This window comes from Bradyrhizobium sp. CCGUVB23 (assembly GCF_024199885.1).
Lineage (GTDB): Bacteria > Pseudomonadota > Alphaproteobacteria > Rhizobiales > Xanthobacteraceae > Bradyrhizobium.
On sequence record NZ_JANADQ010000001.1, the window covers coordinates 2,719,100 to 2,731,481 of the forward strand.

Sequence of the window (12,382 nt, forward strand, 5' to 3'; positions counted from 1 at the left end):
GCCCAAGACGCACATTGCCGGATCAGCAAAAAACGCAAGCAACAACAACCGACCGACCGAGCCGCACATTGCGGCCTTTTATCTCGCCCTCTTAATCGGTCGTGTTGTTGCTCTGCTCGCACCCATTCTCGTTTCCTTTCTCGTTTGCGACAAGGCCCTCTGCGCCACGCTTGAACGCGCTTGTCCACCACAGCCGCGAGTCCTGGTGCGCCGCGCACTCTTCCGCGCTCAGCGACGGGGGTGTTCGGCTGCAACGCGGCAGCACGCGAATCGTCGCGGCGCAATTTTCCATCGGCATGACGGAGCCACATCACAGGCATTCGTGCGTGGTCCACGTCGCACCTCATGCGCGTGGCCACAGGCAAGATAGCGTGCGTTCCGTCGTCGTTGATCTGCACCAAGATCTCTTCCGCTTGTGGCGGAGCTCCGTGTTCAAACACTACGTTGATCGGGTCATCGAGCTGCAAACGGCTCCCGGTTGGTCATCTATGGGCTCCGAGCAGCTTGCGTTCCTTGACCGCCGTGCGCGCGTTCACGTCGGCCTGCGATGCGGTTGGATCGCCGCAGTAGAACGTGCCGTCGACCCACATCGCATGCATAATCACGGCGAGCTTGCGCGCCACCGCGACGGTCGCCTTGCGGTGGCTGGTGCGCTTGGCGATCGCCAGGCCCCAGGTCTTGACCTTGTCCTTCTTCTTGAAGCGGGTCAAAAGCGCGCTGGCCGCCTCATAGAGCGCCCGCCGCACGTCGCCATCGCCGGCCTTGCTGATCCGCCCCTGCACGTCGATCGAGGTGCCGGACTGCCAGCGCCGCGAGGTCAGGCCAAAATAGGCCGCGACATCGCGCGATCGTTTGAAGCGTCTGGGATCGTCGATCGCAGTCATAAAGCTCAACGCCGCGACCGGCCCGACACCGGGAATCTGCATGAAGCGGCGGCACAGCTCGTGGCTCGCCACCAGCTTGACGACCAGATCGTGCAGCCGGCAGTACTCCTTCCACAGCGCGGCGCGCGCATTCAGCATGGCGTCGATCAGCTCGCTGACCAACGCATCGCCTGCGACCGCCTCGCGCACGGCCTGCGCAAAGCCGCCGCGGCCGACATGGCTCAGGCGAACACCAAACACCTTCAGCGAATGCCGGATCGCGTTCTCGAGATCCAGAAACTTGCGCTTCAGATTGCGCCGGTGCGTCAGCAACAGCCGCAGCCGGTAGCAGGCCGCGCTCTTGATGTGCGCCCGCCGGAACCAGCCGGTGCGCATCAGATGGGCGATGCCGAGGGCATCGGCCCGGTCGGTCTTGTTGCGCTGCGCCTTCAGCGCGGCGCGCACATGCTGGGTCTCCAAACACACCGCCGGCAAGCCGAGCCGAAGCAATTCCGGATGCAGCCACGGCGACAGCGACCCCGCCTCATGACCGACGCGCCGAAGCCGCGCCAGATAGGGTTTGAGCGCTGTCTTGATCACCTCGGCATCCGTCACCACCGCCATCTCCAGCATCACCTTGCCCTTGTCGTCCACCACGCACATCGCCGTCTCGTCCATGCCGACATCCAGGCCACAGAAGTAGTCCATCGCGCGCCTCCCGCGTTGCTGAGACGACAGCGGTGGCGCCGCAACCGCGCCGTTTGATGGTCGCTCGCCGGGTTTTCCACCGCCAGACCGATTACGGGCGGCAATCGTTCCGGTCGCTGGTTCCCTGGGCTCAACGTCCAAGCCAACAGACTTTCGGCACTCGCGGCGATTTGCGACAAAACACGTCGGCTGGTGACCGATTTATTGCGAAAGAGCGGCCGCGACCTGGCAGTTGACTTGCGAAGCCCCCACTGTTTGCGAGCGCTTGCGATAGCGATCGTTACCCGAAGGGCCGAGACACCCGTAGGGTGGCTCGGTGAGGAGCGAAGCGACGAGTAGAGCGCGGGCCGAAGGCATCGCCCATATGCCGTCAGCACGTTATTATCGCACTCCTCCGCTTCGCGGCCGATGGCGGTGGTAAGCTGCCATCGCGCGACCAATAGCCAGACTTCCGCAGCAAGGACGCAGACGGGCGAGCGTCGTTCCTTATGTTCATGCTGATGACAACGTGCAGTCATCGCGATCCACCCGTTGTCGAGAGTGCGACGAATAGGCCATTCGACTGCGGTGCGATGGCCGAAAGATCATGCACGGGAACCGCAGCCGGCTTGTCGGTCGCCGGTCGATCGGATGCCGCTCGTGTCGTGGAAGACAGTCCGTCAGCGCGGGCGAAAAACAGAGGAGCCCGCATCCAGGATGAACGAGAAGAGGCCGCGACGAGGAGAGGTCCTGGCGTGCTCTCCACATCGACAAAAGGGACGATGGCGGCAACGTAGGCGACGGTCTCGGTGGGCAGCGGACGATGTCGGTCGCGGTAGTCTTCATAGCGGCCGGGACCAGCATTATAGGCCGCGAGGAATCCCGGCGAGCCGTAGCGGTCGTGCAGCTCGCGAAGGAAAGCGGCGCCCGCAAAGATGTTGTCATGCGGATCGAAGGGATCGTGTCCGAGGCCATAGCGCACGCGCATCTCCGTCCAGGTCTTGGGCATGAGTTGCATCAAGCCGAGCGCGCCTTTGGGTGACACCGCGCGCCGATCGCCACCGCTTTCGATCCGCATGACGGCACGGATCCAGTCCACCGGAATGCCGAAGCGTTGCGCGGCTTCCGCGACATGAGTGGCATAGCGCTCGCTCGCCTGTTGACGTTGGATTGGTGCTGCCTGCGCTTGCGCCGTCGGCCCACCAATCACCAGCAGGCCGGTAAGCAGAATAATTGCAAAGCCTGCCAGGTCTCCGCCGTAATGGGAGCAAGCCGCGTTGCTCGTGCCCGTCGAAGGCGTGCTCCGCGCGCCACCCCGCGGTCGCCATTGACGGCCGCGCGCGACCGCCGCCCGAAGCTTGAGGGGGATCAGGCGAAGAGACGACACGAACCAGGAGATCGAGCCTTGATGCGCGTTGCAGCCAGCACACGTGACGGGATCCTGCATGCGATCAGTCCCGCTCGGCGCGCTGGGGCTGACGATTCCAGTTCAGCGTCCAGATCGATTTGTCGTCGCTCGACTGGAAGAGATTGGCGCGGATCGGGCGCGATAGCGTGGGATCGTCGATGACGAGCGAAACGTAGTCGCCCGCCTTTTCGCCGGTGCGTTTCCAGCCCGCGCCGATCTCCGGACCTTCGCCATCACCGAGGCGGATACGGTAGTCCGGCGCGTTTTCGGCATCTGAGGATTCGGCCGGGACGAGGGTGAGAATTCGCTCGAAGAACAGCGTTTCAATGCGCCCGGTGAAGCCGGACTTCTCGCGGGTGAACTGACCGATTTGCGCCATGGAAACCTCCTTGGTTGGCGGATTGGGATGCGGGTCAATGGGTAGCGGCACGCCAGACGAAACGGCCGTCGCCGGCCTCATCCGTCCAAAGCGGGATCGCGCGCGCGACGATCGAGCTGATGGGCAGTGCGCCGAAATAGCGTCCGTCCAGGCTGTCCGGGACGGTTGGGTTCATGAGGAAGACCTCGCCCAGCTCAAGCGTGGTGCAACCGCTCCAACGCGGCAGCGGACGGCCGAGATGGTCGCGATCGTGAGCTGCGCCGACATCAACAGCATCCACGGTGATAGCGTCGCCGGACCGGCATACGGTCTGTCCGGGCAGCGCCATCACATGCTTCAGCAGCGGCACGCCTTTTGGCAGGAAGTCGCCCTCGGCAAGGAAGTTCGCGATCCCCTCTGGGAGCCGCACCACGACGAGGTCGAGCGCGTGCAGTTCACCGATGGGATGTAGCGCATAGAGCCCCGTCGGCGTGCTTGCTGTGGCGTTCCAGATCAGTCGCGGAGCAGGCTGAACAAACACTAGCCCCCAGGCGGCGAGCGACGCGATGTATGTCAGAACGACGTAGCTGAACCGGGTCATGACGTGACACTCCGGCGCTTGAGCCAGGCGACGTGCTGCTCGCGCGTGTAGGCGCGTGGCACATGGCCGGCGGCGAGGCGGTTGTGGAGATGCCGCCAGTATTCGGGCGCGACATCAGCCGGATCGATAGCGAGCGCGTCGATGGCATCGACCGCCTGCAACACGCGCTCAACCTTGGGCCAGCTATCGACGCGCAACAGGATCTCGCCACCGGGCCGCACAAAGGGCAGCGTCTGATAGCGCTGGCCGCTCTCCACGGCGCGCACGATGTCCATGCGCGACACCACGGTGCCATAGTCGTTCGAGGCCCAACGGACAAAGCCGAAGATGCTGCCGGGGACGAAACTCGAAACACTGCGGCGGCGGTCGAGGATCTTCTCCTCCGTACGCCGACCAAAGCGCAGCCAGTGCTCGATCCTCTTCTCGATCCAGGTCAGCTCGACATGCGTGAGCCCAACGTCACGCCGATGCGAGGACGGCACGGCACGCGGCGGCAAGGCCTCGTTGTCATTCATGACGGCTCTCCAGTGTCAGTGGGGAACTCCCGCGCCAGCAGAGCGCGCAGCATGTCGGCGACGGTGACGCCACGCTGGAACGCCACGACCTTGATGCGGCCGCGCAGCGCCGGCGTGACGTCGATGGTCAGGCGCGCGGTGAATGCGGCCGCATCATCCGAGCGGCGCGACGCCGTCTCGCTGGCCTTGATCCAGCTTTCGGCATCGCCGGGTCGCGACACGAAGCCACGCTTGATGGACCGTTCGTTCATGGCGCGAACCTCGCAACTTCAGCGGCGAGTGCGGTGATTTCGCGAGCAGCGGGGCTCTCATCCGCAAACTCGAAGACGAGCCGGCCGGACTGCGCGGCGTCCGCGAAGACCACGCGCTGACCGATGGTGCTGGTGAGCACCGGCGGATCATGATCGGCGAGCGTCTCGGCTGTCTCGCGGGCGATGATCGTACGCGCTCCGCAGCGGTTGAGCACAAAGCGAGCAGCGAGTTGCGGACGGTAGATGCGCGCCTCCCGCAGCAGATCCAGCATCTCGGCGGACGCCCAACCGTCGAATGGCGACGGCTGCACGGGGATCAGCACCAGGTCAGCCGCCAACAGCGCCGAACGCATCAGTCCGGCGACGCGCGGCGGTCCGTCAATGACGACGTGATCGGCGTCGCGCGCAATCTCCGGCGCCTCGCGATGGAGCGTGTCGCGCGCAAGACCAACGACACCGAACAACCGCGCGACGTTTTCTCGCGCTCGTTGCTGCGACCAGTCAAGGGCCGAACCCTGCGGGTCGGCATCGATCAACGTCACGCGCTTTCCGCGCAGCGCCCATTCGCCGGCGAGGTGCAGAGCGAGCGTCGTTTTCCCGACACCGCCCTTCTGGTTGAGCAGCGCGACAATCATCGCCCGCCTCCCGTCTTATGGTCGGGATGCGGTAGAGATTGTTCGCTTGAATGCTCGGTTGGCAGCTCAGCGCTCGCGGCGGCGTTATCCGCAACACGCACCGGCCCACTACAACAGTTAGATTCTAGGTTAGACTCTAAGTTACGGCCCGGGATCGTTGCGTCTTGCCAGAGCGTTAGCTGTGGTTTGCACTCCCGAAATCCCGATACAGGGACGCCCGAAGTCCCGATAGCGCGAACGCCCGAAGTCCCGAGCTGATTCACAGCACCATCCACAGGTGCTGTGGATGACTTGCACGGCAGGATGCGCAGCAGCTCACGCCGATCCCTGCGCTCGATGTTCAGGCGGTAACCGGGCAGCGGCTGACGCGCAGCGATCCGGCGGAGATCAAAGGCGAAGTCAGCGAGCTTGGCGAGGCTGCCGGATTTCTCGTGAAGATGCGCGACCTCGAACAGCCAGCCTCGCGGCTGACGTCCGGCGTGCTTGCGCGCGACGCGGTACAGCCAGCGCTCGATCCCGCCTGTCAGGCTGAAGTACGCCGGATCGATGGTGAGAACGAGGGAGCGATCAATGACGCCGCGATAGAACCAGTCGGGAAGGACAAATTCCATGCCTTCGATGCGGCCATCGCCCCTCGCACATTCCTCCCATTCGTTGATCCAGGAGAATTGGTGACGCCGCCAATTCTCGCCGTGCCGGATGCTGGTGCGGACGACGGTCGCTTGCAGACGGGCCAACGCCCCCTTGAGCAGCTTGTAATCCCGGGCCCCAGTCTGTCGACCGACCGCGATCAGAAGCTGGTAGGGCGTGAAGCGCAGGAAACGTGAGGTCTTCAGACCGAGGTTCTCGGCCTCGACAATCTGACTTGCCGCCCAAATCAGCACATCGGCATCCCAAATGGTCGCCATTCCGTGCTCTGGGACGGCATAGACTTCGACGGATACGTCGCCGGTCTGATAGAGAATGGGCCTGGTCCGCTTGGCCTTGGCGAGCGAGAAAAATGGCCGCTCCATCAGGTCGCGCTGGTCGCGGGGGCTGGCGTCACCGGTAACGACGACGAACGGGTCGAGCTTGCTTCGCTCGCTGGGCACAATGAGACGACGCGACATAGGCGAGCGCTGCCTTTAGCGATGCGCGTTGCCGGCGGCGCGGGCCTCGACATAGCGAGGATCGGACGTTGACGTGCAGGCAGCTTGATCGGCCCAAGCCTCGAGATCGCCGATCGCGTAGACAACGCGGCCACCAAGCTTGCGGAAGGTCGGGCCGTTGCCGTGGCAGCGGTATTTCTCCAGCGTGCGCGGCGAGAGGCCAAGGAGGCGCGCAGCCTCCGGGGTGCGCACATAGCGCGTGGTGAGCTGCGCGGTCCGGTCGAGCATGGGAGATCTCCGTCTAGCCTTGAAGCGCCACGGCCAAGTCGCGGCGTGTCGGGGCGAGAATGGCGGAGAGGTCAGGCGTTGGGGGTGGACGAAAAAGTTTGCAGGTGTATGTCCCCCCACAATCGCAACGATGCGAGCCGCGGCCTCACCGGCCCATGTAGCTTCATCGCGACGGATTGACTTGAGGATCGATGAGGCGGTCAGCGGCCGCGCAGGAGCTTCAGATAACCTCGTTCGACCAAGGCTATCGACTCGTGAATGAGGCGGTTCGCTTTGCGACGCGCATGCGAATCCTTCCACTCGACCGAGCGGCGCTGGGCGTGGTCGGAGCGGAGCACCTTTGCGGCCACATCTCGCGGGCCGCCGCCCAGGTTATGGACGTCGAAGGCATGAAGGAGCTGGATCAAGCGTCGTTTCTGAAACGCCGTCAGCCGCAAGGCCGCCGGCAGAAGAGCGGAGCGCTGGCCTCCAAGACGGCGGATGAGGTGGAGAGCGACCTCAAGCCGCAATTCGGATATGCTGTCGATCGGCAGGAGCACGGCGGGACGCCTCGCAGCCTGTTCATCCTGCAAGCGGATATGAAGTTCACCGGATTGGTCTGCGATCACCAATTCACGTCCATCGGCATCGGTCAGCTCGACAAGCGGCAGGCCGAGGGCGTTGCGATCGACGGCTTTGGCGACATCGAAGCCGGCCGGCGCCGGCTCCAGGATCAGTGTTCCCGGAGAGACCTGGGGCAGCCATAGGGTTGGCTCAGGCCCGACCGGAGAGACCGGATCATGGGCGAAACCTTAACCCCCAACGACGTGCGAGTTCGGAACGAACGGTCTCGGGTTCCGCGCCGTCGCGTGCGATTTGGCGCTGTGTGCGGGCGAAGTCGCGGCGGTAGTCTGCGTTGCGGCGAAGGAACTCGAGGGCGAAGCCTGGGCGTTCGAGACTCTTGAGACGTTCGATCGTCTCCGGCGAGCGCCAATACTGTGTGGGCATGCGTGTCTTCTCTTCTTTATGTTTGTCCTCCCGAAGGAGAGACGCACAACGATCCGAAAAGACGGCCAGCCGAACTAGACCCAGAGGTTGCATCACGTACGATCGCAATTCGCGCGATGGGACACCCCTCACTGCATCCGCGGTTCCAGCAGATGCCGATATCCGGCTTCCACCATCCATCGAGCGCGGGCGAGATGACTCTCGTGGACGGTCTTGGCTCGATCAGGTTCGCGCGTCGGATCAAGACCGAAGATCACTTGCACGACCTCGGTCCAGTCGGCGCCCTCTTCCTCTGCCATCAGTAACCGCACGTAGATTGCAAGATTTTTCTCATCATAGGCATTCACACGATCGGTTTGTGGCGGGCGGTCCAGGAATGGCAATTCGTTCATTACAATCGTCCCCTCAGCATCGAAGTAAATATCAGACTTTCCTTCGGCGGCGGAACTTTGCAAGCCGCAAGCGTCTCACGACCCGCACTGCGATGCGTAGGCCGCATCACGGTATCCCCGCAAGGGGCAAACAGCGATCCGTCAGGGCCAATCTATAACACGGCGCTGCACGAATCGGAACGATCGTTCCTGGAACGATCGTGCCGATGTTGGTTCCCATGTCGCGATGGATCTCAAAGAGGTCATGGCGACCAATCTGCGTCGGATACGCCACGTGAAGAAGATGACGCAGGAGGAGTTGGCTGATAGCGCCGGGCTAAGTGTCCGTTACGTCGGCGCAATTGAACGCGCCGATGTGTCGGCCAGCGTAACGGTGCTCGGTCGCATCGCGGAAGCGCTCGGCGTCGAAGCAACTGACCTGATCAAACGAACGACGCCTCACGCTCATCGTGCTCGATGACAAAGTGAATTGCTGCTCCGACCGCGCCGCTGCACGTCGTGGATCAATTCCAAACTGCCACACGCAAAAGTAGATTGGCAGCTTTGGGCAAATCTGCTCTGTCGTCAGAGACGCTTGCCTGATCCAAGGGACGAGCGAGATGGGGTAGACGCCATGGGTCTGTACGAGCATCTGCCAGCCGATATCCGTGCAACGGTGGACGCGCTCGTTGTGGAACTTACGCCGCAAGCTTGGTCAACTCGATTCCTCGCGCTGATTGGCCTGCTCGGAGAGAAGCTGGAGTCAAGGACCGAGCCAGAGCCCTGGCAACTGATCCAGCAATGGGCGGGCATCGTGACGGCAACGTTGGAGCACTTACGGCCCGACAGTTCGATCGTCGAATGTCTGGGGCTGATGAGCATCAGTTTCAATGATCAGTGGCGCGCGCAGGCGCTCGGCCAGATTGAGCGTGATCCCAGGGCGCTGGACCGGCTCGTTGCAGTCTGTCCTGCATGGGAGGACATCGTCGGTAGCGTCTTGGAGGCCAATCAAAGACGGCCGATCAAATCAGGGCGCGGCCGCTAGTCAGGAGTCGTTGCCCACTTGCGCCGGCGCGGCCGGCGTAGCGCCGTGACGGCGCCCCAGCGTAGCGATGCCCCGCCCGGATGTGCCGGGCGAGGCATTGTTGGCGGGTCAGTCGCTGCGCCGCCCGTTGGGGCGGGACCAGATCAGGCTATAGCCCTCGCCGTCCTCGTCGTCGAAGAGATTTGCGAAGATCGGAGCGACGAAGCTCGGATCATCGAGCTTGAGGCCCAGATAGTCGCGGCCCTCGTTGGAGCGCTTGGCCCAGGCGGCGCCGATCTCAACTCGGCCGACATAGACGCGGTGGCTGGGGCTGTTCTCGCCGGAGCGGTTGGTCTCGGGGACGATGCGGACGTTCTTGGCCTGAACCGAGAGCGTGACGATCTGGCCGGTGAATTCGTTCGATTCGGTCTTCTTGAAGGTGCCGATGGTCGCCATGGTTGTTCTCCTTGATGTCTGTTTTTCGAGCCCGCACCGTGCGGCCTCGATGGTGATCGACGGGCCGGAGGCGGCCGACGGCGCACCCCGAAGGGGCTCGACAGCAAAGGAGGAACTTTCTTGTCTCGCGAGGAATGACGGCGCAGCCGGCAGGGGAAGAAAGTTGTGACGCCGCTGTTGCGCCTTAGGCGGTCGAGGCTTCAGCCGGCCTTCGGCCAGATCAATCCATCGAAGAGGCCGTTCGGTGCGCTCGATCTAAACAGAGCTGAGATCAAGGACGACGTAGCGACGTTTGCGCCACCTTGAGATCCCGCAAGAGAATTCACGGCGAACGAAGCCTTCGGTGTGAATCAAAAGCGGGCACTCGGCCGCACAAACACTGCTTGGCGGAACGTCCCACCTACACCAGTCGGGATGGCATCTTGGCCGGCGTGACTGAGCTTGCTCCCATCACTAGGGCCACGCGTTGGGCTCAAGAGATAATCGGTCTGAGCTTCGCCACTCCGATCGACCGCACCTTCGACGATCGCCGCTGAGCTATCGAAGTAGGGTCTAGTCCAACTCACGTCTTCCGCTGAAACCATGTCAACCTCGTGCGAGGCCTTGTCCGGCAGGTCCGGGGGCGGCCACGCCTGTGAAACGCAGGAACGCCGTGACACTGACCGCGCTGGCGCCGATCACGGAAAAGATCATCTGCCAGGTTGCCGACGGGATTGCCATTTGGGCGATACCATGGGTGGCGCTGTATCCCGCGACGGTCGCGGGTGCGACGTAGAGCAGAATGACCACCAGCCGGAGCCAGACCCATGGCACGAAGGCGAGCGCAAGCTTCCCAATTCCGAAAGTCGCCCCGCCGGCCGCGAGGCCCGCGAGGATGGCGCCGGGCGCGCCCGCTCCGGCATGGAGCGCGAAGATGCCGATCGTCAGGCCGACGAAGAAGGGCAATGCGAAGACGGCAAGCATGAACAGCAGCCAGCAGAAGAAGCCGATGCCTGCGATGACGAGGAGTGGTCCGAAGATGATCATGGTGGCGGCTCCCGTGAGTTAAAGCTCTGACGGTTGCGCCTTCCACCACCACCACGGCGCAACGCAGAGTATAGCAGTAAACGCACGCAGCCGGCAGCGGAAATCCCGTTGTGATTCCGCCGCCTGCTCATGTTGCTGACGCGCCCCTTCATCGCTGGAAGGGATCGAATTCGTGGATGACGGCTGCGGGATCTCCGTCGTATTCAGAGGCGGGCATGACGCCGTATTCGCCGGTGCCGGCTTGGAAGATGATGACGCAGACCATGAGGGTGATGGCGAGATTCCAGCCATTGGCGAAAGCGAGAGACTGAGACATTGATCCGGTTCCTGTGCGGTGGCGGGGACCATCCCCGCGCGACAGGCGCCCGATGTGTCCGGCAGGGGCCGCAATCACCGCGTAGACGAAGGCGAAGCGGCGGCACGCTTCAGCGTAAGCCGACCCCTTGCGGGTTGATGGCGTCAGGCTCCTGGCCGGACCAAGGATCAGCGCCATGGAAGCGGGGTGGCATCCGCCGGCAGCAACCGCCAAAGCCCATTGTCCATTGCGGCCGAAGCCTCGTTATTCACGCGGTGTGCCGGGCGTTCGGCTAAGCTGCACTTGCGCGTCGGCATGATGGCTGACATAGGCGCAATGGCGGAGTTCACGGGGCGCGAACTGCATCTGGTGAGGAAGCGCTTGCTGTGGTGGCGCTGACTGCTGAGCGGCAGTGCGGGCCATCTGAATCGAGGTTTGATCAGGACGAAGTAAGGGCGCGGCTCGACGAGCTGATCGAGAGCGATACCGATTTGGCCTTCTACGCGCACTCCGTTCCGGCGCCAGCAACCTTGAATTCTTCCGCCTATCCGGAGGATTGAAGGCGGAAGATGGCGGCGCCTAAGCGCCGCCTGTTCCAAACCGCCAGACCGGAATGCCAAGCTTCTTGGCCTTGTCGGCGAGGTTATCCTGGATGCCGGTACCCGGAAAGTGCATCACGCCGATCGGCAGCACGTTAAGCATTGCATCGTTACGCTTGAATGGTGCGGCCTTGTTATGCTTCGTCCAGTCGGGCTTGAAGGCGATCTGCGGCACCTTGCGGTGGTCGGCCCATTTGGCGGCGATCAATTCGGCGCCCTTCGGCGATCCGCCGTGTAGCAGAACCATGTCCGGATGCTTGGCGTAGACTTGGTCGAGCTTGTTCCAGATCAGTTGGTGATCGTTGAAGTCGAGGCCGCCGGTCAGCGCCACTTTCGGCCCTGCGGGGAGAAGCACCTGGTTGTCGGCGCGCTTCTTCGCTGCGAGGAATTCACGACTGTCGATCATGGCTGCTGTGAGATTGCGGTGATTGACCTTCGATCCGTTCCGCGGACGCCACGCTGAATGGGTGTGGCGCTCGAAGTGTTCGGCGGCCTGGTCGCGCATCAACTCGAAGGCGTTGCGTCGCTCGATCAGCGTTTGGCCCTCTGCCGTCAGGCGCTCCAGCTCGACGGATTTGACCTCGCTGCCGTCCTGCTCCCGCTGCGACCGCTGTTGCGCCAGTTCGTTATCGTCGAGCTCACGCTCGATCCGGTCGATGGCACGATGGAAGACGTTCACCGTCGACCAGAGCAGGTCTTCAAGGTCAGGTTCGAGACGGGTGTCAGACAATGCCACCACGATGGCATCGAAGATGTCGGAGATGCTGCCGGCGAGGATTCGCGCTTCCGGGAGCGGCCGGGGATCTGGCTCATCGTGGAAGGGGCGGTGGCCATAGAGCTGGAGTTCCTGGAGGACGTGGTCGGTTGGGGATGAGCTCTGCTGCGGTTCGAAGTCGTCGTCATGGTCGGTGGTCATTGCGGCTTTCCTCG

At 63.2% G+C, this 12,382-nt stretch carries 19 protein-coding genes; 3 read left to right on the plus strand and 16 right to left on the minus strand.

Annotation, left to right across the window (positions count from 1 at the left end; translation table 11 throughout):
* Positions 1-482: 482 nt before the first annotated feature.
* The 12 genes from NLN62_RS12395 to NLN62_RS12450 all read right to left on the minus strand — a co-directional run bounded on the left by NLN62_RS12395 (position 483) and on the right by NLN62_RS12450 (position 8,073).
* Positions 483-1,571, minus strand: coding sequence for an IS110 family transposase (locus NLN62_RS12395; protein ID WP_254108978.1), 1,089 nt, complete (start codon positions 1,569-1,571; stop codon positions 483-485).
* A 514-nt stretch (positions 1,572-2,085) separates the two neighbouring features.
* Complete coding sequence (locus NLN62_RS12400) at positions 2,086-2,997, minus strand: lytic transglycosylase domain-containing protein (RefSeq protein ID WP_254108979.1); 912 nt, start codon at positions 2,995-2,997, stop codon at positions 2,086-2,088.
* A gap of 4 nt (positions 2,998-3,001) precedes the next feature.
* Entirely contained in the window at positions 3,002-3,337 is a 336-nt protein-coding gene (locus NLN62_RS12405; protein ID WP_254108980.1) for a DUF736 domain-containing protein, read from the minus strand.
* A 34-nt stretch (positions 3,338-3,371) separates the two neighbouring features.
* Positions 3,372-3,917 (minus strand): S26 family signal peptidase, encoded by a 546-nt coding sequence (locus NLN62_RS12410; RefSeq protein ID WP_254108981.1) that lies wholly within the window; start codon positions 3,915-3,917, stop codon positions 3,372-3,374.
* Positions 3,914-4,432, minus strand: a complete 519-nt coding sequence (locus NLN62_RS12415) for a DUF2840 domain-containing protein (RefSeq protein WP_254108982.1) — start codon at positions 4,430-4,432, stop codon at positions 3,914-3,916. The genes NLN62_RS12410 and NLN62_RS12415 overlap by 4 nt, the downstream gene beginning before the upstream one ends.
* Complete coding sequence (locus tag NLN62_RS12420) at positions 4,429-4,683, minus strand: hypothetical protein (protein ID WP_254108983.1); 255 nt, start codon at positions 4,681-4,683, stop codon at positions 4,429-4,431. The genes NLN62_RS12415 and NLN62_RS12420 overlap by 4 nt, the downstream gene beginning before the upstream one ends.
* Complete coding sequence (gene parA / locus NLN62_RS12425) at positions 4,680-5,318, minus strand: ParA family partition ATPase (protein WP_254108984.1); 639 nt, start codon at positions 5,316-5,318, stop codon at positions 4,680-4,682. Before parA ends, NLN62_RS12420 begins: the two co-directional genes overlap by 4 nt.
* Positions 5,315-6,427: a replication initiator protein A gene (locus NLN62_RS12430; protein WP_254108985.1), complete on the minus strand. Its 1,113-nt coding sequence runs from the start codon at positions 6,425-6,427 to the stop codon at positions 5,315-5,317. Before NLN62_RS12430 ends, parA begins: the two co-directional genes overlap by 4 nt.
* 15 nt (positions 6,428-6,442) lie before the next feature.
* Complete coding sequence (locus tag NLN62_RS12435; RefSeq protein ID WP_247532350.1) at positions 6,443-6,694, minus strand: AlpA family transcriptional regulator; 252 nt, start codon at positions 6,692-6,694, stop codon at positions 6,443-6,445.
* 200 nt (positions 6,695-6,894) lie between these two features.
* Positions 6,895-7,434, minus strand: a complete 540-nt coding sequence (locus NLN62_RS53460) for a DUF2285 domain-containing protein (protein WP_371933123.1) — start codon at positions 7,432-7,434, stop codon at positions 6,895-6,897.
* Between the two features lie 37 nt (positions 7,435-7,471).
* Entirely contained in the window at positions 7,472-7,861 is a 390-nt protein-coding gene (locus NLN62_RS53465; RefSeq protein WP_371932979.1) for a transcriptional regulator domain-containing protein, read from the minus strand.
* Positions 7,810-8,073, minus strand: a complete 264-nt coding sequence (locus NLN62_RS12450; protein ID WP_254113469.1) for a DUF2285 domain-containing protein — start codon at positions 8,071-8,073, stop codon at positions 7,810-7,812. Before NLN62_RS12450 ends, NLN62_RS53465 begins: the two co-directional genes overlap by 52 nt.
* A 226-nt stretch (positions 8,074-8,299) precedes the next feature.
* Here NLN62_RS12450 and NLN62_RS12455 point away from each other — a divergent pair, with 226 nt between their 5' ends.
* Together NLN62_RS12455 and NLN62_RS12460 are read left to right on the plus strand one after the other, a co-directional pair.
* A complete protein-coding gene (locus tag NLN62_RS12455) occupies positions 8,300-8,533 on the plus strand; it encodes a helix-turn-helix domain-containing protein (RefSeq protein ID WP_057741441.1) in 234 nt (77 codons plus the stop codon).
* 153 nt (positions 8,534-8,686) lie between these two features.
* A complete protein-coding gene (locus tag NLN62_RS12460; RefSeq protein ID WP_254108987.1) occupies positions 8,687-9,097 on the plus strand; it encodes a hypothetical protein in 411 nt (136 codons plus the stop codon).
* 108 nt (positions 9,098-9,205) lie between these two features.
* Here NLN62_RS12460 and NLN62_RS12465 read toward each other — a convergent pair whose 3' ends face one another.
* From NLN62_RS12465 to NLN62_RS12475, 3 genes are all read right to left on the minus strand, one after another.
* Complete coding sequence (locus NLN62_RS12465; protein WP_057741446.1) at positions 9,206-9,532, minus strand: DUF736 domain-containing protein; 327 nt, start codon at positions 9,530-9,532, stop codon at positions 9,206-9,208.
* A 585-nt stretch (positions 9,533-10,117) separates the two neighbouring features.
* Positions 10,118-10,558, minus strand: a complete 441-nt coding sequence (locus tag NLN62_RS12470) for a hypothetical protein (protein ID WP_254108988.1) — start codon at positions 10,556-10,558, stop codon at positions 10,118-10,120.
* A gap of 148 nt (positions 10,559-10,706) precedes the next feature.
* Complete coding sequence (locus NLN62_RS12475; protein WP_254113881.1) at positions 10,707-11,051, minus strand: hypothetical protein; 345 nt, start codon at positions 11,049-11,051, stop codon at positions 10,707-10,709.
* Positions 11,052-11,239: 188 nt separating this feature from the next.
* Between NLN62_RS12475 and NLN62_RS12480 the strand changes: the two genes are divergently transcribed.
* The gene (locus NLN62_RS12480; RefSeq protein ID WP_254108989.1) at positions 11,240-11,413 is read left to right on the plus strand and encodes a hypothetical protein; all 174 of its coding nucleotides are present in this window, start codon (positions 11,240-11,242) and stop codon (positions 11,411-11,413) included.
* 19 nt (positions 11,414-11,432) lie between these two features.
* On the opposite strand, the gene NLN62_RS12485 is transcribed toward NLN62_RS12480, so the two are convergent.
* Positions 11,433-12,368, minus strand: coding sequence for a DUF2493 domain-containing protein (locus NLN62_RS12485; protein WP_254108990.1), 936 nt, complete (start codon positions 12,366-12,368; stop codon positions 11,433-11,435).
* Positions 12,369-12,382 lie beyond the last annotated feature (14 nt).

What these genes read in the sequence shown, in the direction of transcription:
- NLN62_RS12395 (WP_254108978.1), bottom strand. Translation starts at nt 1,571, where the DNA reads ATGGACTACTTCTGTGGCCTGGATGTCGGCATGGACGAGACGGCGATG.
- NLN62_RS12400 (WP_254108979.1), bottom strand. Translation starts at nt 2,997, where the DNA reads ATGCAGGATCCCGTCACGTGTGCTGGCTGCAACGCGCATCAAGGCTCG.
- NLN62_RS12405 (WP_254108980.1), bottom strand. Translation starts at nt 3,337, where the DNA reads ATGGCGCAAATCGGTCAGTTCACCCGCGAGAAGTCCGGCTTCACCGGG.
- NLN62_RS12410 (WP_254108981.1), bottom strand. Translation starts at nt 3,917, where the DNA reads ATGACCCGGTTCAGCTACGTCGTTCTGACATACATCGCGTCGCTCGCC.
- NLN62_RS12415 (WP_254108982.1), bottom strand. Translation starts at nt 4,432, where the DNA reads ATGAATGACAACGAGGCCTTGCCGCCGCGTGCCGTGCCGTCCTCGCAT.
- NLN62_RS12420 (WP_254108983.1), bottom strand. Translation starts at nt 4,683, where the DNA reads ATGAACGAACGGTCCATCAAGCGTGGCTTCGTGTCGCGACCCGGCGAT.
- parA (WP_254108984.1), bottom strand. Translation starts at nt 5,318, where the DNA reads ATGATTGTCGCGCTGCTCAACCAGAAGGGCGGTGTCGGGAAAACGACG.
- NLN62_RS12430 (WP_254108985.1), bottom strand. Translation starts at nt 6,427, where the DNA reads ATGTCGCGTCGTCTCATTGTGCCCAGCGAGCGAAGCAAGCTCGACCCG.
- NLN62_RS12435 (WP_247532350.1), bottom strand. Translation starts at nt 6,694, where the DNA reads ATGCTCGACCGGACCGCGCAGCTCACCACGCGCTATGTGCGCACCCCG.
- NLN62_RS53465 (WP_371932979.1), bottom strand. Translation starts at nt 7,861, where the DNA reads ATGGATGGTGGAAGCCGGATATCGGCATCTGCTGGAACCGCGGATGCA.
- NLN62_RS12450 (WP_254113469.1), bottom strand. Translation starts at nt 8,073, where the DNA reads ATGAACGAATTGCCATTCCTGGACCGCCCGCCACAAACCGATCGTGTG.
- NLN62_RS12455 (WP_057741441.1), top strand. Translation starts at nt 8,300, where the DNA reads ATGGATCTCAAAGAGGTCATGGCGACCAATCTGCGTCGGATACGCCAC.
- NLN62_RS12460 (WP_254108987.1), top strand. Translation starts at nt 8,687, where the DNA reads ATGGGTCTGTACGAGCATCTGCCAGCCGATATCCGTGCAACGGTGGAC.
- NLN62_RS12465 (WP_057741446.1), bottom strand. Translation starts at nt 9,532, where the DNA reads ATGGCGACCATCGGCACCTTCAAGAAGACCGAATCGAACGAATTCACC.
- NLN62_RS12470 (WP_254108988.1), bottom strand. Translation starts at nt 10,558, where the DNA reads ATGATCATCTTCGGACCACTCCTCGTCATCGCAGGCATCGGCTTCTTC.
- NLN62_RS12475 (WP_254113881.1), bottom strand. Translation starts at nt 11,051, where the DNA reads ATGGCGCTGATCCTTGGTCCGGCCAGGAGCCTGACGCCATCAACCCGC.
- NLN62_RS12485 (WP_254108990.1), bottom strand. Translation starts at nt 12,368, where the DNA reads ATGACCACCGACCATGACGACGACTTCGAACCGCAGCAGAGCTCATCC.